The sequence below is a fragment of the Halobacillus sp. Marseille-P3879 genome (genome assembly GCF_900240285.1).
Taxonomy (GTDB): Bacteria; Bacillota; Bacilli; order Bacillales; family Halobacillaceae; genus Halobacillus_A.
The window spans coordinates 443,000-463,677 of record NZ_OESS01000002.1 but is presented as its reverse complement, the minus strand read 5'-3'; the positions used below and the strand labels follow the sequence as shown (position 1 = coordinate 463,677).

Genomic DNA, 20,678 nt, shown 5'->3' with positions numbered 1-20,678 from the left:
TTGCTTTTATCCTTGGATATTTTTCAAAAGAGGTGGCCATAAATGGACCAGAGACGAACGCCTTTATTTACAGGGCTTAAAAATCATATAGCTAAAAACCCGGTACAATTTCATATTCCCGGTCACAAGAAAGGTAAGGGAATGGACGAAGAATTTGCTTCATTCATGGGTGAAGCTGCATTATCAATGGATTTGATTAATATTGAACCACTTGATGACCTGCACAATCCTCACGGTTTAATTAAAGAAGCTCAAGAACTTGCTGCAGAAGCATTCGGAGCGGATTACACGTTTTTTTCCGTTCAGGGAACTTCCGGAGCTATTATGACAATGGTATTAAGTGTATGTCATCCCGGAGATAAAATTATTGTTCCAAGAAACGTTCATAAATCTGTGACGTCAGCCATAATTTTCTCCGGTGCTATACCTATTTTTGTACACCCTGCTTTAGATAACCAGCTTGGCATTTCACATGGCATTACCCCTGAAGCCATCGAGCATGCTTGCGAAGCACATCCAGATGCAAAAGCTGTTCTTGTAATAAATCCGACTTATTTCGGTGTAACAGCAGATTTAAAGAAGATTGTATCTATTGCCCACCGATTTTCCATGCCTGTGCTTGTTGACGAAGCTCATGGTGTACACATCCACTTCCATGATCGCCTTCCCCTGTCTGCAATGGAAGCAGGTGCCGATTTAGCGGCGACAAGCGTTCATAAGCTGGGAGGCGCTTTAACGCAAAGTTCCGTATTAAATGTAAAAGAAGGGCTGATTACCCACAAACGAGTTCAGTCCGTTCTTTCCATGCTAACAACCACCTCTACATCTTATTTATTACTGGCTTCCTTAGATGCTGCACGCCGACACCTGGCGACTAACGGGCGGCACTTGGCAGAGCATACGCTTAATCTTGCTGATCAAGCCCGAAAAAAAATAAATGACATAAATGGAGTGTATTGTGCTGGTGAAGAATTACTGGGGTCACCAGCTGCTTTTGATTTTGATCCTACCAAGCTGATAATTTCTGTTAAAGAATTAGGTCTGTCAGGTTACGATGTAGAAGTATGGTTAAGAAAGCATTATAACATTGAAGTGGAACTCTCTGACTTATACAACATTCTTTGTATTGTAACTTCAGGAGATTCGTTGCAGGAGATTAATTTATTAATCGAGGGGTTAACCCGGTTAGCAAGAGAAGCCCATAGCGATTTCTACTTAAAAGAGGTCGAAGTAAGTATTCCAGAGATCCCGCTTTTAGCCTTGTCACCAAGGGAAGCATTTTACTCGTCTACAGAAACAATTCCTTTTAGTGAGGCCGCGGGGAGAATCTGCGCTGAATTTCTTATGATATATCCTCCAGGTATTCCGATATTTATTCCTGGAGAAATCATTACACAGGAAAATATTAATTATATAAATGAAAACATCGATGCCGGTCTTCCTGTTCAAGGACTTGAAGATGATACTTTAGAAACCATCCAGGTAATTAAGGAGCACAAAGCCTTTCAATAGCTGACTTCTTATATTACTGATAGCCGATATTTGTATATGTTCCTTTTTGTAATTAAGAAAGCTCCCCATGTTCATTGGGGAGCTTTCTTAATAGCTATTTTTTTGACGTTTTATCACAAGAAGGGCATTTACTGTAAAGAGTAGATACTTTTTCATTCTCAAAGTGTTCAATTACCTTTTGACATCCCTGACATACAATTGTACCCATTTCTACATCCCATCCTTTTGTTTTGTATTCGCTTTCACTGTAAGCTTATTTTAATATGACACAATATAAATTACAACCCCTTAAGTATAACTTTTTGTTAATTGTGTTATACTATTAATTGGTCTTATATAATATATGGTGTGAAACAAACAAAAAGAACGGCAGGTGCCGACTGTATAATATAGACACCAGGATATAGGATGACTTTTCTATTTTAAGCAGCGAATTCTAATTAAGGCATTGAGATAATCTTCTTTTATCCACAGGATTAAAACCCCTGCAGGTGGAAGCTCCATTTGATCTATGTTTCTGCAGTACTTTGTACCTGTTCATTAAGCTTGTCAAAAAGTATGCCAGATAACTTGATTAACAAATAAGGCTGTCGAAAAATCGACAGCCTTATTTGTTAATTAATTTTTATAAGTTCTGGGTCTAATATATCGTAGCCTTTTTCCTTAAATCCTTCTACAATATCTGGAACTGCCTCAGCAGTCCATTCCCGATCATGCATCAGCAAATTAGCACCTGGTACCAGTAAATCTGTATTCACCATTATATCAGCTAACGAATCAGCTTCCTGATACTCAGCTTCCCAGTCATACCCATAAGTCCAATTCATTAAAAGCATTTCTTCTTCTTCCGCCACCTGCTTGGTAAGATCTGTATTTTGTCCAAAAGGCGCCCTGAAAAACCTTGGGCGTTCTCCTGTGATTTCTTCTACCTGATCATTAAGATCGACAATTTCAGCTTTCTGCTCTTCTTCGGGGAGCTCAGGCAGAGAAGCATGAGTCATGGTATGGTTACCGATTGGGAAACCTAAATCATGGATCTGCTTTAGAATCTCCTGCTTCTCTTCTGTATTGATAAAGTGCCCGTTCACAAAAAAGATCGCCGGGGTTTCTAACTCATGTAAAGTCTTTGCAATTTCCAGCCCATTTTCATCGGGAGCGTCATCAAATGTAAGCAGTACTACCTCCTCTTTGGCATTATCAATTGGTTCAAATGACCATGAGTCATTCATTATGTATTCCGGCTCTTGTTTCTCGTCGCTGCTTTGCTCAGTCTCTTCCTCCTTCTCCTCGTCTATCTCTTCATTAGTTGTCTCTTTGTTACTTTGTTCTTCTTTATCTTCTTTTTCTGACTCTACCTTATCGTTATCTTCACTTTTTTCTGCATTACTTGTCTGAGATTGTTGACTACACCCCATTATTAGTAACAGTACCAAAAGCACACTCAAAATACCTTTCATTTAAACTCCCCCTATAATTACTAATATTTGTATATTTATATTATAAAGTAAGTGTGCTCTTTTTCACTATCGTTTTTGAAAAATTTAGCGTATAATGTGAAATTGTGACTTATGAACCACATACACGGCTGAACATAAATTGTTGACATTGGATTGGGATAAGATTTATCCTTTTTATTGATGCCCATCATGCGTGGGCTTTTTTAATTTGTTCGTGTGAAACTTGAAACCTCTTCACAAGAATCGACATACTTGTTGTTTCGTTTCGCTAAAGGATGGGTACTATAACTATTGGTACAATCATCTCACTTTTCAGCGTTATTGCTATTCAACACCTCCCCCCTGTATGGTTCATAATTACCTATATTTTAAGACCTCCTCTTGAATATAGACGCATGGATGTTTATGGGTGACAAATACTATGGATTACATCATCCACGACATTTTATTAAAACGGGTTTCTCTTGCTCCTGGTGATAGTTGAAAAGTTAGATGGATCACTCACTGGAAGACACGAACAATAACCAGGGATCCACCAGGAAAACTCAAAAACTTAAGAAAGGATGTTTGGTATGCAACAAGTCTCGAAAGTCTTTTACATTTCAGTTGTTGTAGCAACGTTATTTATTATCTGGGGGATACTCCCGGATTCTATGCTGCAATCTGCTAACCTTTCGGAGGTAACTACGAATGTACAAGGCTTCATTACAGACAAATTTGGTTGGTTTTACCTATTATCAGCCACGGGCTTCCTTATTTTTGCCATTTATTTGATTTTTTCTAAATATGGAAAGCTTAAATTAGGAAAAGAGAATGATGAACCTGAATACCCATACATTACATGGTTCGCCATGTTATTCAGCGCTGGTATGGGGATTGGACTTGTCTTTTGGGGAGCAGGGGAACCTCTCTCTCACTTCCATGCACCACCTGGTGTTGAAACAGAGGCACAGGGTCAGGATGCTGCAAGAGAAGCAATGAAATACAGTTTCTTTCACTGGGGTTTCCATCCATGGGGAATCTATGCTGTATTAGCCCTGGCACTAGCTTACTTCAAATTTAGAAAAGGCGCGCCCGGCGTAATCAGTGCAGTCCTGACTCCTTTACTTGGCGAAAAAAGAGTAAAAGGTCCAATTGGTACTTTGGTTGACTTTATCGCGGTATTTGCCACCATCTTTGGTGTTGCTACCTCCCTGGGCTTAGGAGCACTACAAATCGCAAGTGGTTTGTCATTCTCCTTTGAAGGGATAGAAAACACGTTCAGCCTCCAGCTGATAATCATTATTATTGTCACTGTTTTGTTTATGACTTCAGCTATGACAGGACTTAACCGAGGTATTAAATATTTAAGTAATACGAACATCGTATTAGCCTTATTACTCATGTTCTTCTTGTTATTTGCGGGTCCTACTAACTTTATTATGGATTATTTCACATCCACTTTCGGCTCTTACGTACGTGACCTTCCATATATGAGTTTTCGAATGACCCCATTCTCGGAAGATAATACCTGGGTGGCAGACTGGACGATATTCTACTGGGCATGGTGGATTTCATGGGCTCCATTTGTTGGTACTTTCATTGCCCGTGTATCAAAAGGGCGCACAATCCGTGAATTTATCTCAGGTGTACTGCTTGTTCCTACAATCTTTGGAGCGCTGTGGTTCTCTGTATTTGGCGGAACAGCGATTAATTTGGAGTTCTTTGAGGGAATTGATATTTACTCCGACGTAAGTGAATTAGGGTCAGAAGTAGCCTTATTCTCCACTCTGCAACATATCCCTCTTGGCGGAGTAATGACAATTATCGGTCTGTTGTTAATCAGTACTTTCTTTATTACTTCAGCAGACTCAGCAACCTTTGTATTAGGTATGCAGACTACTAACGGAAGCTTGAATCCTTCCTTACAAGTTAAATTTGTATGGGGAGTTATCCAAGCAGGTGCAGCTTCCATATTACTTTGGCAGGGCGGCTTAAATTCGTTACAAACAGCAGCTATTATTGCCGCTTTCCCGTTCACTTTCATTATGATTCTTATGTGTTTCTCATTATTTAAAGAATTTCAAAATGAAGGCAAACGAGTAGGTCTTAAGAGAAAATAAATCCCTAGAAAAGACGGCCCCTGACACAAGGAGCCGTCTTTTTTACATTAAAAAAACTATCATAACAATACAGTTAAACAATGAACAACGTTTTTTCATTATAATAACAATTAGATAACATCAGGCTGTTTTTAATGATTCTCTGATACACTTCGTTGTATAAGAAGGAGTGGTCCAGTATGGGAAGAATAACAGCAATCATATTTATATCCTGTTTATCTTTAATCCTTATTTCAAGCTGTACTGCCGGCGGAGAAGATATAAAGGTGATCAGTGCGAACCCCTCAGATTATAAAATAAACCTCTATACCCACCCTGACGATGAAGAGCAGGCAAATGAATACATGGCGGCCCTGTTAAACTGGAAAACAAACCAAGAAGATGACAATTATCTTTCATTCCAGGAATCTACCGTGAACACAAGTGAATTAGACTTGAGTGCCGAGCAATTACCCGCCCTTATCATATATAAAGAAGGCAAACCCATACAAACAGTTACTGGTGAAAACACTACTCCTAAGGATATCGTAAATACATTAGAAAATACGGTTGCTATCTCAAAAAAACAAAGCTCCTAAGCTTGTGCTTAGGAGCTTTGTTATACTTATTTAGTGATATGAATAGGCTGACCCATAGCAACTTCTGCTGCTTCCATTGTAATCTCCCCAAGAGTTGGGTGAGCGTGAATGGTAAGAGCTAAGTCTTCAGCAGTCATTCCAGTCTCAATAGCTAGTCCTAATTCAGCAATCATGTCACTCGCATTTGGACCTGCAACTTGTGCACCGATCACTAGACCGTCATCCTTACGTGTGATTAGCTTTAAGAAACCATCACTGTTGTTGAGGGACAATGCACGGCCGTTCGCTCCAAATGGGAACTTAGAAGCGTTAATTTCATAGCCTGCGTCTTTTGCTTCTTGTTCCGTATATCCTACCGAAGCTAGTTCCGGATCAGAGAAGACTACAGCTGGAATACCAAGGTAATCAATTTCTGATTTTTCGCCTGCAATCACTTCTGCAGCAATTTTGCCTTCATAAGAAGCTTTGTGAGCTAATGGAGGTCCGTCTACAATGTCACCAATTGCATAGATATTATCAAGATTGGTACGGCATTGTTTGTCGGTATTAATAACACCCTTATCATTCATCTCAATACCAAGCTCTTCAAGTCCGATTTCATCAGTGTTAGGACGGCGACCTACTGTAACCAGCACGTAATCAGCATCAATTGTTTTCTCTTCGCCTTTCACTTCATAAGTTACAGTTACTCCATCTTCCTTCTCTTCGACACCTTTAGCCATTGCGTTTGTGACAACGTCAACGCCTTTTTTCTTCAGGCGGCGTTTAACAAGAGAAGACATTTGCTTTTCAAATCCCCCAAGTATATCTTTCGTACCTTCAAGAATCGTCACTTCTGTGTCGAAATTGGCATACGCAGTACCTAATTCAGTACCGATGTACCCTCCTCCAATGACAACCATTTTCTTCGGCACTTCTGTTAAAGCTAAAGCACCAGTAGAATCAATTACACGGTCTGAAAACTTGAAAGATGGAATCTCGATCGGACGAGAGCCTGTAGCAATTATACAGTTGTTAAACGTATATGTTTGAGAGTTCTTCTCATCCATCACACGTACTGTATTTTTGTCGACAAAATAAACTTCACCTTTTACGATGTCAACTTTATTTCCTTTTAACAGACCTTCTACACCGCCTGTAAGTTTGTTGACTACGCCGCTCTTCCATTCCTGAACTTTAGAGAAATCAACCGTTGTGTTCTCTGATTTAATGCCCATGTCTTCTGCGCCTTTAGCATGTTCAAAACGGTGCCCCGCTTGAATAAGTGCCTTAGATGGGACACAGCCGACGTTTAAGCAAACACCACCCAGGTTACCTTTGTCTACAATTGTAACCTTTTGTCCTGTTTGAGCAGCACGAATGGCAGCTACATAGCCGCCAGGTCCTGCTCCTACTACTAATGTGTCTAATTCAATTGGAAAATCTCCTACTACCATACATTTACGCCTCCATCATAATAAGTTGTGGATCGTTCAGTAAACGCTTGATGTTATTCATTGCATGTTGAGCTGTCGCACCGTCAATCATACGGTGGTCGAAGCTTAAGGAAATTGCAAGTACTGGAGCTACAACAATTTCACCGTCACGAACAACTGGTTTCTCTGCAATACGTCCGATTCCAAGGATAGCTACTTCAGGATGGTTAATAACAGGTGTAAACCATTGTCCGCCAGCTGAACCAATGTTGGTGATCGTTGTAGATGCACCTTTCATTTCGTCTGATCCTAGCTTACCATCTCTAGCTTTTACAGCCAATTCATTTACTTCACTAGAGATAGAGAAGATTGACTTACGGTCAGCATCTTTAACTACAGGTACGAGCAGTCCCTTGTCCGTATCAGCTGCAATACCAATATTATAATAGTGTTTTTGAATAATTTCATCCGTATTATCATCAAGAGAAGTATTTAGTACTGGATACTTCTTAAGCGTGGAAACTAGTGCTTTCACAACGTAAGGAAGATAAGTTAGCTTAATATCCTGCTCTGCTGCTACAGCTTTAAATTTCTTACGGTGGGAGACTAATTCAGTAACGTCTACTTCATCCATAAGAGTGACGTGAGGAGCTGTATGCTTGGAATTAACCATCGCTTTAGCGATTGCCTTGCGGATTCCACTCATCTTCTCACGAGTTTCAGGATAAGCTTCTCCGGCTGCAGGAGCTTGCTGCTGACTGGATTCGTCTGAAGCTGCAGCTTCTTGTTTGTCTTCAGAAGCTTCTTCTTTAGTAGCAGATGTCTGTTCTCCGCTTAGGAAGCTGTCTACATCCTCTTTAAGTACACGGCTGTTCTTGCCGGATCCTTGTACTTTACGGATATCTACATCGTTATCGCGCGCATATTTCCTTACAGAAGGCATAGCAATAACGCGCTTATCACTATCCACATCTTCAGCTTCAGCTGCCGGCTGTTCTTCTTTTTCCTCTTGTTTAGGAGCTTCTTCTTTTTCTTCTTTAGGCTCTTCTTTTTGTTCCTCTTGAGCTTCCTCAGCAGAATCTTCAGAACCATCATCGATCGTGATGATAACTGTACCGACCGTTGTTGTTTCACCTTCATCAACATGAATATCTTTTACCGTTCCATCAACCTGAGAAGGAATCTCTACAACAGCCTTGTCATTTTGCACTTCACAAAGAACATCGTCTTCTTTTACTTCGTCGCCGGGTTTAACAAACCATTTTGCGATTTCACCTTCATGGATACCTTCTCCAATATCAGGTAGTTTAAATTCAAACGCCACAGGTATTACCTCCTATTATTAGGGATGATTAAAAGTTCACTACTTTATTTACTTTTTCAACAATATCATTGTGGTTTGGAAGCCAAACTTCTTCTGCCTGAGTAAACGCATATACAGTGTCTGGAGCAGTTACTCTAAGAACAGGCGCTTCTAAATGAAGAATTGCTTTTTCCTGTATTTCAGAAACAACGTTTGAAGCAATTCCTGCTTGTTTTTGGGCTTCCTGAACAACTACTGCACGATTTGTTTTCTCTACAGATGCAAGAATAGTGTCATAGTCAACTGGACTTACTGTGCGAAGGTCAATAACTTCAGCACTTACACCGTCCTTTTCCAGTTCTTCAGCGGCTTTTAGACAAGAGTGAACCATTGCACCGTAAGCAACTAATGTAACATCTGTGCCTTCACGCTTAACTTCAGCTTTTCCAAGTTCAATTGTGTATTCTTCTTCAGGTACCTCTTCACGGAATGAACGATAAAGTTTCATGTGCTCGAGGAAAATAACCGGATCGTTTTCACGAATTGACTGGATAAGAAGTCCTTTTGCATCGTAAGGGTTGGATGGAATAACAACTTTAAGTCCCGGCTGCTGTGCCATTAACCCTTCAAGGCTGTCGGCGTGCAGTTCTGGTGTGTGCACCCCTCCTCCAAAAGGAGAACGAACTGTAATAGGCATTGGACGAGTATTTCCAGAACGGTAGCGGTAACGAGCCATTTGGCCATTGATCGCATCCATCGTTTCATATACGAAACCGAAGAACTGAATCTCAGGTACAGGGCGGAAACCTGTCAATGCAAGTCCGATTGACATTCCGCCAATTCCAGATTCCGCAAGCGGTGTATCGAATACACGCTCTTCACCAAATTCATCCTGAAGACCTTCAGTCGCACGGAACACACCGCCGTTTTGACCAACATCTTCACCGAATATCAGCACGTTTTCATCATTTTTTAGTTCTGTGCGCATCGCATCAGTGATGGCTTGAATCATTGTCATTTGTGCCATGATCTACTTCGACTCCTTTTCCTTGTATTCTTCATACTGCTCTTTCAAGTTTGAAGGAAGTTCTTCGTACATATTTTCCATAAGATCTGTTACCTTTTGCTTAGGAGTATTATCCGCTTCTTTAATGGCAGCTTTAACATCCTCTTTTGCTTGTTCGATCACTTCATTTTCCTCATCTTCCGACCATAGATCTTTAGCCTCAAGGAATTTACGGAAGCGTACAATCGGATCTTTTTCTTCCCAATCACTATCCATGTCTTCGGTACGATAACGAGTTGGGTCGTCCCCTGCCATTGTGTGAGGGCCATAACGATATGTCATTGTTTCAATTAAAGTTGGACCTTCCCCATCTACAGCACGCTGTCTGGCTTCTTTTGTAGCTGCATATACAGCAAGAACATCCATACCATCTACTTGAATTCCCTCGATACCAGCTGCAACTGCTTTTTGTGCAATTGTTTGAGCTGCGGACTGTTTTTCTACTGGGACGGAGATAGCAAATTGATTATTTTGCACTACAAATACTGCTTGTGCACCAAATGCCCCGGCAAAGTTGATCCCTTCATAAAAGTCACCCTGGGAGGCACCGCCATCCCCCGTGTAAGTAATTGCAATCGCATCTTCTTTACGTTTCTTAAAGCCAAGGCCAACACCTGCGGTTTGAGTAATTTGAGCACCGATGATAATTTGAGGGCTTACTGCGTTAACGCCTTCAGGCATTTGATTCCCTTTAAAGTGTCCACGAGAGAAAAGAAATGCTTGGTAGAGCGGAAGACCCTGCCAAATTAACTGTGGTACATCACGGTAACCGGGAAGAATAAAGTCTTCTTTCGTCAATGCATATTGACTTCCTAATTGAGAAGCTTCCTGTCCCGCTGTAGGTGCGTAGAAACCTAAGCGTCCCTGTCTGTTAAGGGCAATAGAGCGCTGGTCAAGAATTCTTGTGTATACCATACGCTTCATAATTTCTTTTAGATCTTCATCAGATAGATCAGGCATTGCGTCTTCGTTGACTACTTCGCCTTTTTCATTAAGGATTTGAAACATTTCAAACTGATTTTCGATATTCTCGAGAACTCGTTTCAAAGTGATCCACCTCTTCCTTTCTATTATTTGAAAATTGGATGCTGCATTTAGCGTTCCCAAAAAAGTAAAAAAACTGTACCGATTTCCTCTTATAGGTTTTACCCTTTACCAAACTTTATTAATCTTAGCCGGCTTCCGAGCATAACTGTTACAATTTCAGCAACTTAATAATTGGTACAATGTAATTTCCTATTGTAGTTTAGCTCAATCTTAAGTTACCGTCAATAACTCTGTAATTAAATAATTACAATGGTAGTTATAAGCGTATTGAACAAAAACCCTCCTTAGATTCATTCGATAAGTTTAATACTGTACTACTTATTTTTTGAACCTGTATTAATTCTACGTTTTTTTAAAGAGAGATGCAAATAAAAAAACCAGCCGTCACAGCTGGTTTCAATGTGTCGCGACAATCTCGACAGCTTACTTTATTCTTTTTACATACATAGTGTAACTCATTTAAAGAACGGTCTGCGGAACCCTCATCTTTCAGGGGCCCCTGTACCAAAACAAACAGTCAGACCGCCAAGACCAGGGGAGGTGAAAAGTGCTCCAAAAGAAAGAAGCGTTTCCCGGAAAGCGAAACCATCGAAAAGCCTGTCTATTCAGCTTCCTCGTAATTAACATCTAAATCTGCAGCATCATAGAATGCCTTTTTCTCATCATTATAATTAGTTGTATGCTCATTAAAGATTTCATTAGCTTCTATTACTTCATTGTAACTTTCATTAATTTCATCAACTTTAGTTTGTAGGTCTTCTTTAGTTAAATCCTCTTTCTTCATCATTTCATAAAGCTCGCTGTCCAATTCTAATGCAGTTTGATAAGCTTCATGTAATTCCAGGTAAGCATCATACCGATTATTCATAGTGTCAACCAATTTATTAGCTGCTTCCTGTGCTTCTTCACTTTCAAGCTCTTCAACAAGAGGTTCTACTTTATCAAATTCCTCTTTTGCTTCGTCTATACTTTCTTTTTCGGTGTCAATTCGCTCTTTTCTTTCTTCAACAATAGAAGCTGCTTCAGAAGAAAGCTCCTCTATCTCATCCATTTCCTCTGAATTCATTTCAATAATTTGATTATAAATCTCTTCCTCTTCTTGTTCTAACTCCTGTAAGGGTTCCTGCTGTTGTCTAAAGTCTTCTTCCAAACTCACTGACTCTTCCATATGTTCATACATTTGTTCCTCAGGTGACTGGCTTGAACAGGCAACTAATGAAAAAAACGCTGCCAAAAACAGCCCCACTACTTTTAAGTAACGCACATTTCTCCCCCTTATGCTCATAAATTGCTATGTAGTTTCTAAATCATACCATTAATATTATAATAAAAAGACATAAATTGAAAGGTTTGGAAGTAAGAATTGAATATCATTATGACGGACCATAGTTGATTTTTCTATGTTAAACTAATTTGGAATGTGTCTTATAGAAAGGATGTCGCAAATGATTACAATGGAAGATATCGTCCGGGAAGGTCACCCCGCTTTAAGAAAAGTTACTGAAGAAGTAACTTTACCTGCTTCCGAAGAAGATAAAGCAATATTAGAAGATATGCTTCAGTATTTAAAAAATAGTCAGGACGAGCAAGTATGCGAAAGATACGGTCTTAGACCAGGGGTTGGTCTGGCAGCACCTCAGATAAATGTAAATAAACGTATGCTCGCCGTTCATTTTTATGATTTGAACGACAAACTCTTCAGTTATGGCTTATTTAACCCAAGAATCGTGAGTCATTCCGTTGAACGGACTTATCTATCTACTGGAGAAGGCTGCCTTTCGGTAGACCGTGAAGTTCCAGGTTACGTTCCGAGGTACCGCCGAATTACTTTAAAAGGAACGGATCTTGAAGGCAGCGAGATCAAGCTCAGACTGAAAGACTTTGCTGCCATTGTTTTTCAACATGAAATTGATCATTTAAATGGTATTATGTTCTATGATCATATTGACAGCGAAAATCCCTTTAAAGAACCTGAAGGAGCTGTTGCAGTCGATCGGTGAATCAGTAAATAAAGGAAGGCTCTCCCCCTGGAAGCCTTCCTTTATCTGTTCCTTTATAGAAGTTCCAAATGATAAATCGCTTTGACAAGACCCCCTTCGGATACATCAGACGTCACATAATCACTAACCTGCTTGGTAGCATCAACTGCATTTCCCATTGCAACCCCTGTCCCCACATCACGAATCATTTCTATGTCGTTAAGTCCGTCACCGAAGGCATAGGTGTCTTCAATGTCTAAGCCTGCTGCTTTAATCAGTTGGTCGATCCCCTCTGCCTTTGAGCCACCCGCAGGCAATATATCACACGAAAATTCATGCCAGCGAATATAACTGAAATCAGGATGTTGATCCCGGTAATAATCAATTTCATTTCCTTCGCAGAAAATAAGTGATTGGTATAATTCTTTCTTTTTATAGAAATCCTTATCTACTGCAGGGTATTGAAAATGCAGTGAATCCAGACTTTTTTCAATTGTTTCCCTGTTAGGCTCTGAAGCTTTCATTCCTTCATGATTCATAAATACTAAAGGATGCCCATTAGAGACAGCGTCAAAGTATAGCTCTTCTAACCGTTCATGTGGAAGCGGATTTTTATAAACCGTATTCCCTTCGAAAACAACATATTGACCGTTAAAACTTACGTAGGAATCGATTCCAAGCGTCTCTCTTATTTGCTCAAACATAAACGGGGCTCTTCCCGTTGCGATGGCGCAGTATACACCATTATTCTGTAAATCCTTAATAGCTTGTATCGTTTCCACAGGCAGTTCTTTATCATGATTAAGCAGTGTTCCATCAATATCAAAAAAAGCAATTTTTTTCGTCATCCAATCCCTCCAAAAATCCATTAACAATAAAAATACACTGGCTATACTTTAGCATGAGCGGATATATTTGAGAAGTTTTACGAAAGATATAAGAAATTGATCGTGCCAAAATGTTTCTTTCTTGCACAATCCGTATTATACTATAGGTATCAGGGATTGGGCGGTTTAACGTTTTTAGTGTCTTTCTTCATCGGTGAAAGGAGATGGATGCACATGATGAAGCGTCTAAGAAGAAAGCTTCGAAAACGTTGGAAAGAAATCATGGAACGTAAGAGCTATGCTTAAATTTAATGTCATATGGCGGAATATGACGACTTCACCTATTTTTTTATGACTACCGTAAATGAATCGTGCTATCATTACACTTAGAACAAACATGGAAATTATATCTAGTAAGGAGAGATTAAGGAATGGTATACAAAGTTTTGTATCAGGAGCTGTCACAAGAAGTTCCTGTTCGCGAACGCACTCAGGCTATGTACGTTGAAGCGAACTCAGAAAGAGAAGTACGCGAAAAACTAATTGAAAAGAAGTTAAATATTGAATTTATCCAGGTGTTAAATGAGGAACACCTGGAATATGAAAAGCAAGATGAAGATTTCAAAGTGGAGAATGTGTAACGTATGAAGTTTGTAAAAAATGATCAAACAGCCGTATTCGCACTGGGCGGATTAGGTGAGATCGGCAAAAACACATACGCAGTACAATTCCAAGATGAAATCATCCTCATTGATGCTGGAATAAAATTTCCAGAAGATGAATTACTGGGAATAGATTATGTAATTCCAGATTACACGTACCTCATTCAAAATGAAGATAAAATCAAAGGCCTGTTTATCACTCACGGACATGAAGATCACATCGGGGGTATCCCTTACCTGCTGCGTGAGGTTAATATTCCAATCTATGCTGGAAAATTAGCTGTAGGTTTACTTCGTAATAAGCTGGACGAGCACGGTCTGCTTAGAAGTACCAAGCTGCACACTATTCAGGAAGACGATGTTATTAAATTCCGCAAAACGTCGGTATCATTCTTCCGTACAACACACAGTATCCCTGATTCATTTGGAATCGTAGTAAAGACACCTCCGGGCAATATTGTTCATACGGGAGATTTCAAATTCGATTTCACACCAGTTGGAGAGCCCGCCAACCTGGCGCGAATGGCGGAAATTGGAAAAGAAGGCGTGCTTGCTTTATTATCTGACAGTACCAATAGCGAAGTACCAGGTTTTACAAAATCCGAACGTGTGGTAAGCCAAAGCATTGCTGATATTTTCACCAGAGTGGATGGCAGATTAATTTTTGCAACTTTTGCTTCGAATATTTATCGATTACAACAAGTAATTGAATCAGCAGTGAAGTACAACCGTAAAGTTGCAGTATTTGGAAGGAGCATGGAAAACTCTGTCCGAATTGGTCAGGAACTTGGATATATCCGCGCTCCAAAAGAAACGTTTATCGAACCAAATCAAATTAATCGTTTTCCTGCTCATGAAGTTACAATTTTATGTACCGGTTCACAAGGTGAGCCAATGGCTGCGCTGTCACGGATCGCTAACGGTACGCACCGTCAGATTCAAATCCAGCCAAAAGATACTGTCGTGTTTTCCTCTTCCCCAATCCCTGGTAACACGATTAGTGTCAGTCGGACAATTAACAAGCTTTACCGTGCCGGTGCAGAAGTTATTCATGGACCTTTAAATGATATCCATACTTCCGGGCATGGAAGTCAGGAAGAAATGAAGCTTATGCTTCGACTTATACAACCTAAATATTTTATGCCTATCCATGGTGAATACCGTATGCTTAAAGAACACGTTAATTTAAGTGAAGACTGCGGAATTGATCCAGAGAATTGTTTTGTTATGGATAATGGCGATGTCCTGGCCCTGGGCAAAGATGAAGCGATGATCGCAGGAAAAGTCCCATCAGGCTCTGTTTACGTAGACGGCAGTGGTATAGGAGATATCGGTAACATTGTCTTAAGAGATCGTCGTATATTATCAGAAGAAGGACTCGTTATTGTTGTGGTAAGTATTAACATGAAAGAGTTCAAAATCGCTTCAGGTCCTGACATTATTTCCCGAGGTTTTGTCTACATGAGGGAATCTGAGGATTTAATAAAAGAAGCACAAAAACTCGTCAGCACTCACGTTGACAAAGTGATGCAGCGTAAAACCACGCAATGGTCTGAAATTAAAAATGAAATCACGGATACAATTGCTCCTTTCTTATTCGAGAAAACGAAGCGTCGTCCGATGATTCTCCCGATTATTATGGAAGTTTGATTTAATGAAAAAGCACTGCGCTGTAACAGCGCAGTGCTTTTATTAATATAATCTTTTTATAGTTTCCTTCATATCTGGCAAGTCCAAATCCCCAGATTCAAAGAAATTCTTAATAATATATTTGGAGTAATTAGCTGCTGACTGGTAGTCAATATGACCCGGCAGGGGAGCTTGATCTTCAATTACTACGTCAATTATTGCTGGTTTGTTAGAAAGAAAAGCCTGTTTCATTTTTGTTGTAAGATCTTCAAATGTTTCTATTCGGTATCCTTCTCCTCCACAAGCCTCAGCGAATTTGGCAAAATCTACATCTCCAAGGTTCGTCTGGTAACTAAGGTGTCCCATTTGCTCCTGCTCGTATTTAATCATAGCAATTTTACTGTTATTTAGGATCACCATTTTTATCGGTAGCTGTTGTTGTACGGCAGTAGCAAAATCATGCATAACCATTGAGAAGCCACCGTCCCCACTCACTCCGATCACTTGACGGTCAGGGTACGCTTTCTGGGCCGCTATCGCTCCTGGTAAACCGCTGCCCATTGTAGCCAGCCACCCCGAAATAAGGAACTTCTGATCTACCAATGATAAATAACGGGAGAGCCAAACGGTAACATTGCCTACATCTCCAGATACCACCGCATTCGGCTGCATCACATTTTCCATATGATACATTACTTGAGGAGCATGCAGGGGCTCTTCTGTTGACCTCTTTTCCTCCTGCAGAGCCACGCTCCACTTCTTCATTTTTTTCTGGTACTTTTCCAAGTAATCAGAGTTATTATTTTCAATCAGGATCGAGGTCAGACTTCCTAGCGTTTCTTTTGCATCCCCTGCTAATCCGACGGTAATTGGATAATATTTCCCTAAATGATCGGGTTGGTTATCAATTTGTATAGATTTTACATTATCAGGAAGGAAATCACGATAGGGAAACTGAGTCCCGACTAAGACAAGCAAATCACATTCTTTCATCGCATGATAAGCAGGTTTTGTTCCCAGTTGACCATGCTGTCCGAGACAATAAGGATGATGATCGGGAATGACACCTTTACCTAATAGACTTAAAATAATGGGTGCTTTAATCTTTTCGGCGAAGGTCACCAATTCTCTATTAGCGTTTGCAGCTCCCTGCCCCGCTAATATTAAAGGCTTTTCAGCGGTTTCAATCAATGTTTTTGCTTCTTCCATGTGATGACTCTGCGGACTGACCTCAGGACGATAATAGCTTTCAGAAGTTAGTTTCACGTCATAAGACTGGGTTTTTTTAAATAAGTCATCCGGAACAACCAGTACAGATACCCCTTTGTGAGTATATGCTTCTCTAACTGCCTGGTTTAATAAATCCGGGAGCTGTTTCTCGGTTTGTACTCTCTTATTAAATACAGCAACATCATCAAACATTTTTTCTAAATTTATTTCTTGGAAAGCTCCTGTCCCTACCTCTTCACTATGAACCTGTCCTACAATTGCAAGAACAGGAGCTTTATCAGCTTTTGCATCGTAGAGTCCATTTAACAAATGAACGCCTCCTGGACCTGCAATTGACATGCAGACTCCAAGATTACCTGTTAACTTCGCATAGGAAGAAACAGCAAGTGCCGCGGTTTCTTCATGCCTCACTTGTACAAATTCAATGTCTTCCTGCCTTTTTCTTAGATCCTCTATTAATTCATTTATAGAATCACCTGGAAGTCCATACACATGACGGACGCCCCAATTAACTAGTAGATCTACTATGATTTGACCTGTTCTTTGATCTGCCAAGAGAGACACATCCTTTCAGATAAATGACTTTACCCCTCTTTTTTTCCCTATCAATTAAAAAATAAACACAAAAATAAAAAGACCCTGTCAAACAGGATCTTTTTAATCTTCTACTACTAAATTTTTCTCAAAGCGGCTGATATCTTTATCGGCCCCAATAACGATTAAAATATCACTCTCATGGATTTCTTCAGTTGCCATCGGCGAGACGATAACCTCTTTCTTCCTTTTAATTGCAACTACGTTACAGCCGTATTCAGCACGAATATCTAAATCAACTAATGTCCGTCCACTCATTTTACTTCCCGCTTTTACTTCTACTACACTATGGTCATCTGAAAGTTCAATGTAATCTAAAATGTTATTCGAAATGATATTATGAGCAATCCTTTTCCCCATATCCCTTTCAGGATGGACAACGTGGTCAGCACCGATTTTACTTAAAATTTTCTCATGATAATCATTTTGGGCTTTAACTGTAATTGTTTTAATCCCTAATTCTTTAAGCATTAATGTGGTCAGCATACTTGCTTGTATGTTATCACCTATAGCTACTATAACGTGATCAATATTTCTAATCCCAAGTTCTTTTAATACGTTCTCATCGGTAGAATCCGCAATTACAGCGTGGGCTGCTATATCCCGGTATTCATTTACTTTATCTTCATCTAAATCGAGAGCTAATACTTCCATGCCTTCCCGGCTCAGTTCTCTACAAATACTGCCGCCAAAACGACCCAGTCCAATTACAGCAAATTCTCTCTTCATAAAGCCATCCTCCAAAGTTCCATTCTAAAGACATTTTATCATAATTTAATTTACAAAGGGAATCTGTCAAATAAATAGGGGATGTCCGGCGGCTTCCCTTTCTATTTATTCCCTTTAACGTAATCTGCGTCAAAGAGAAACAACCTCATTAGTAAATATAAGGATGGCAGCAGCAGACAAAGACCAGCTATAAACACTATGATCAATGTAACACCCATCGTTTCATGGGTCGCTCCACTGGTAATTGTAATATACGGCTGCAAAATGTACGGAAGATGAGAGGCTCCATACCCGAAGAAAGCAAAAAGAAATTGGAACATCACCGCTATAAACGCCCATCCATAATACTTTTCATTATAAACCAGCAATACAGCTGCCAGAAAGAATGCGACGGAAATGCCGAACATCCACCAAAGGTCAATAGCCTTTTGATAGTGTTCCGGATTATGCTGACTTAACGCAATAAATGTAGTCATACTGGCAATGATGGTCGGCGAACTCCAGAATAAAGCATACTTACGGACCAGTTGTAATGCAGATTGATCATTTGCTCTTGCTGCATAGTACGTTAAGAACATCGAGCTGATATAAAGAACTGATACTATAGCCAGAAAAACCACACTCCAGGAATAAGGACTGCTTAACAGCTCCCCATACAACAATCGAACGCCACCAGCTGTTTCTTCAATAAACCCTCCTTCTGAGATTGTCAGTGTGGTAGACAGAGAGGCTGGGATAAGTAGACCGGTAGCCCCATACAAAAACATGTAAAGGTGATTATTTTTTGATCCATAATTTTCGAAAGCATAAAACGAACCACGGATGGCCAACAGCACTATCGCTATACTCCCAGGTATGAGTAATGCCTGTCCATAATAGAACGCCGAATCCGGAAAGAAACCTACAATACCTACAAAGAAGAATACGAAAAATACGTTCGTGACTTCCCACACAGGCGAAAGGTATCGTGCTATTAACTGGTTCATTATATGATCCTTTTTGGTGATCCTGGCGTAATAAGCAAAGAAGCCTGCTCCAAAGTCAACAGAAGCTACAATTAAATATCCATATAAAAAGATCCACAGCACCGTTATACCTATATGTTCATACCCCATCATTCAACCTCCTTCGTAGCAGCAACTTCTGGATAACGGGATTCAAATTCAGCTTCAGCCGGATGGTTTTTAAACATTTTACGAAGTACAGCCACACAACCAACTCCTAACACTGTATAAAGTGCTGTAAACAAAATAAACATGAGCCCTACATGGTTCGAAGTTGTCGCACCTTCAGTAACTGTCATAATTCCTCTGAGAATCCACGGCTGCCTTCCTTCTTCTGCATAAATCCAGCCAAATTCTACCGCAAGCATAGACAAAGGTCCGCAGCTGGCAATCAGCCAGAGAAGAAGATTATTTTCTTCGTTCCATTTCTTCACTTTCCATAAAAGCAGAAAGACTGCAGAAACAACCAGGGTATACATCCCGATCGAGACCATTAAATCAAACATGTAATGAATCCATAATGGAGGCTGTTCGTCCTCAGGCGTTTCATTTAAACCTTCTACTTCTGCATTAAAATCTCCATATGCTAAGAAGCTTAAGGCATTAGGGATACGAATGGAGTTCTCTGCTTCCCCTTCTTCGTTTAAAGAACCGAATAAAACAAGGTCCGCTCCACTTTCCGTTTCAAAGTGCCACTCTCCAGCCGCCAGCTTTTCCGGCTGATTCTCAGCAAGAAACTTAGCAGACAGGTCCCCTGCCACTGCAGTTAATATTGCAAAAATAAAAGTAGCGGTTACGGTTAGTTTTAAAGCTTTTCTATGATAGGTAGAACCTTTTCTTTTAATCAGCATAATAGCAGCTATTGCTGCTAGAATAGCCGCAGAAGTCAAATAAGATGACGCTACCACATGAAAAACTTTTGTAGGTGTTGCAGGGTTGAACATAGCAGCTAATGGGTTGATCTCCGTTACTGTTTGACTATCGAGCTCAAACCCTTGAGGTGTATTCATAAAAGCATTTACTGTAGTAATAAAGAAAGCTGACAGAGTAGATCCTATGATAACCGGTATTGAAAGAAGCCAATGATAAATTGGGTTTTTAAAGCGATCCCAAGTATAAAGATAGATACCTAGAAATATAGCCTCAAAGAAAAAAGCAAAAACTTCCATAAACAAAGGAAGGCTGATTACGTTTCCGGCGATTTGCATAAATCTCGGCCACAAAAGAGAAAGCTGAAGGCCAATCGCTGTTCCGGTCACAACACCTACGGCTATCGTGACTGTCATCCCTCTTGTCCAACGTCTGGCCAGCAATTGTAAATGCTTATCTTTCTTCTTTATGCCGATAAATTCCGCAATAGAAATAAGAACGGGGATCCCCACTCCTACGGTCGCAAAAATAACGTGAAATACTAAAGTTAGTGATGTAAGTAACCGACTCATGGTGACTGTATCTTCAAAAAACATGGAAGTCCCTCCTTGAAATCAATCAAGTAATATTTGTCTAATCCATTATAGTACCGTTATCCATTCTGGCGGTATACA

At 40.0% G+C, this 20,678-nt stretch carries 18 protein-coding genes; 6 read left to right on the top strand and 12 right to left on the bottom strand.

Features of this window, described 5'->3' with window-relative positions:
• Window positions 1–42: 42 nt before the first annotated feature.
• Window positions 43–1,512 carry an aminotransferase class I/II-fold pyridoxal phosphate-dependent enzyme gene (locus C1A12_RS10090; RefSeq protein WP_101843751.1) on the top strand — a complete coding sequence of 490 codons (1,470 nt, stop codon included), beginning with the start codon at window positions 43–45 and terminating at the stop codon, window positions 1,510–1,512.
• A 94-nt stretch (window positions 1,513–1,606) separates the two neighbouring features.
• On the opposite strand, the gene C1A12_RS10085 is transcribed toward C1A12_RS10090, so the two are convergent.
• Window positions 1,607–1,720 carry a GapA-binding peptide SR1P gene (locus C1A12_RS10085; protein ID WP_101843750.1) on the bottom strand — a complete coding sequence of 38 codons (114 nt, stop codon included), beginning with the start codon at window positions 1,718–1,720 and terminating at the stop codon, window positions 1,607–1,609.
• A 406-nt stretch (window positions 1,721–2,126) separates the two neighbouring features.
• Window positions 2,127–2,969, bottom strand: a complete 843-nt coding sequence (locus tag C1A12_RS10080) for a polysaccharide deacetylase family protein (RefSeq protein ID WP_101843749.1) — start codon at window positions 2,967–2,969, stop codon at window positions 2,127–2,129.
• A gap of 572 nt (window positions 2,970–3,541) precedes the next feature.
• On the opposite strand from C1A12_RS10080, the gene C1A12_RS10075 reads away from it, so the two are divergent.
• On the top strand, window positions 3,542–5,071 hold the full coding sequence (locus C1A12_RS10075) for a BCCT family transporter (RefSeq protein ID WP_101843748.1): 1,530 nt from the start codon (window positions 3,542–3,544) through the stop codon (window positions 5,069–5,071).
• Between the two features lie 179 nt (window positions 5,072–5,250).
• Entirely contained in the window at window positions 5,251–5,649 is a 399-nt protein-coding gene (locus C1A12_RS10070; protein WP_101843747.1) for a hypothetical protein, read from the top strand.
• 26 nt (window positions 5,650–5,675) lie between these two features.
• Here the strand turns inward: C1A12_RS10070 and lpdA are convergent, their stop codons facing one another.
• From lpdA to C1A12_RS10045, 5 genes are all read right to left on the bottom strand, one after another.
• Window positions 5,676–7,085 (bottom strand): dihydrolipoyl dehydrogenase, encoded by a 1,410-nt coding sequence (gene lpdA, locus C1A12_RS10065; RefSeq protein ID WP_101843746.1) that lies wholly within the window; start codon window positions 7,083–7,085, stop codon window positions 5,676–5,678.
• 4 nt (window positions 7,086–7,089) lie between these two features.
• Window positions 7,090–8,388 (bottom strand): dihydrolipoamide acetyltransferase family protein, encoded by a 1,299-nt coding sequence (locus tag C1A12_RS10060; RefSeq protein ID WP_101843745.1) that lies wholly within the window; start codon window positions 8,386–8,388, stop codon window positions 7,090–7,092.
• A 28-nt stretch (window positions 8,389–8,416) separates the two neighbouring features.
• Window positions 8,417–9,394 carry an alpha-ketoacid dehydrogenase subunit beta gene (locus C1A12_RS10055; protein ID WP_101843744.1) on the bottom strand — a complete coding sequence of 326 codons (978 nt, stop codon included), beginning with the start codon at window positions 9,392–9,394 and terminating at the stop codon, window positions 8,417–8,419.
• Window positions 9,395–9,397: 3 nt separating this feature from the next.
• Window positions 9,398–10,480, bottom strand: a complete 1,083-nt coding sequence (gene pdhA, locus C1A12_RS10050) for a pyruvate dehydrogenase (acetyl-transferring) E1 component subunit alpha (RefSeq protein ID WP_101843743.1) — start codon at window positions 10,478–10,480, stop codon at window positions 9,398–9,400.
• Window positions 10,481–11,081: 601 nt separating this feature from the next.
• Window positions 11,082–11,744, bottom strand: a complete 663-nt coding sequence (locus tag C1A12_RS10045; RefSeq protein WP_235001585.1) for a YkyA family protein — start codon at window positions 11,742–11,744, stop codon at window positions 11,082–11,084.
• Window positions 11,745–11,925: 181 nt separating this feature from the next.
• Between C1A12_RS10045 and def the strand changes: the two genes are divergently transcribed.
• Complete coding sequence (def, locus tag C1A12_RS10040) at window positions 11,926–12,480, top strand: peptide deformylase (RefSeq protein ID WP_101843741.1); 555 nt, start codon at window positions 11,926–11,928, stop codon at window positions 12,478–12,480.
• Between the two features lie 53 nt (window positions 12,481–12,533).
• Here def and C1A12_RS10035 read toward each other — a convergent pair whose 3' ends face one another.
• Window positions 12,534–13,307, bottom strand: coding sequence for a Cof-type HAD-IIB family hydrolase (locus C1A12_RS10035; RefSeq protein ID WP_101843740.1), 774 nt, complete (start codon window positions 13,305–13,307; stop codon window positions 12,534–12,536).
• 410 nt (window positions 13,308–13,717) lie between these two features.
• Here C1A12_RS10035 and C1A12_RS10030 point away from each other — a divergent pair, with 410 nt between their 5' ends.
• A complete protein-coding gene (locus C1A12_RS10030; protein ID WP_101843739.1) occupies window positions 13,718–13,927 on the top strand; it encodes a DNA-dependent RNA polymerase subunit epsilon in 210 nt (69 codons plus the stop codon).
• 3 nt (window positions 13,928–13,930) lie between these two features.
• Entirely contained in the window at window positions 13,931–15,598 is a 1,668-nt protein-coding gene (gene rnjA, locus C1A12_RS10025; protein WP_101843738.1) for a ribonuclease J1, read from the top strand.
• Between the two features lie 42 nt (window positions 15,599–15,640).
• Here the strand turns inward: rnjA and C1A12_RS10020 are convergent, their stop codons facing one another.
• The 4 genes from C1A12_RS10020 to C1A12_RS10005 all read right to left on the bottom strand — a co-directional run bounded on the left by C1A12_RS10020 (window position 15,641) and on the right by C1A12_RS10005 (window position 20,600).
• Window positions 15,641–17,362, bottom strand: coding sequence for a pyruvate oxidase (locus tag C1A12_RS10020; protein WP_101843737.1), 1,722 nt, complete (start codon window positions 17,360–17,362; stop codon window positions 15,641–15,643).
• Between the two features lie 102 nt (window positions 17,363–17,464).
• Window positions 17,465–18,130 carry a TrkA family potassium uptake protein gene (locus C1A12_RS10015; RefSeq protein WP_101843736.1) on the bottom strand — a complete coding sequence of 222 codons (666 nt, stop codon included), beginning with the start codon at window positions 18,128–18,130 and terminating at the stop codon, window positions 17,465–17,467.
• 101 nt (window positions 18,131–18,231) lie between these two features.
• Window positions 18,232–19,245, bottom strand: a complete 1,014-nt coding sequence (locus C1A12_RS10010; RefSeq protein WP_200816580.1) for a cytochrome d ubiquinol oxidase subunit II — start codon at window positions 19,243–19,245, stop codon at window positions 18,232–18,234.
• Window positions 19,245–20,600 (bottom strand): cytochrome ubiquinol oxidase subunit I, encoded by a 1,356-nt coding sequence (locus C1A12_RS10005; RefSeq protein WP_101843734.1) that lies wholly within the window; start codon window positions 20,598–20,600, stop codon window positions 19,245–19,247. The genes C1A12_RS10010 and C1A12_RS10005 overlap by 1 nt, the downstream gene beginning before the upstream one ends.
• Window positions 20,601–20,678 lie beyond the last annotated feature (78 nt).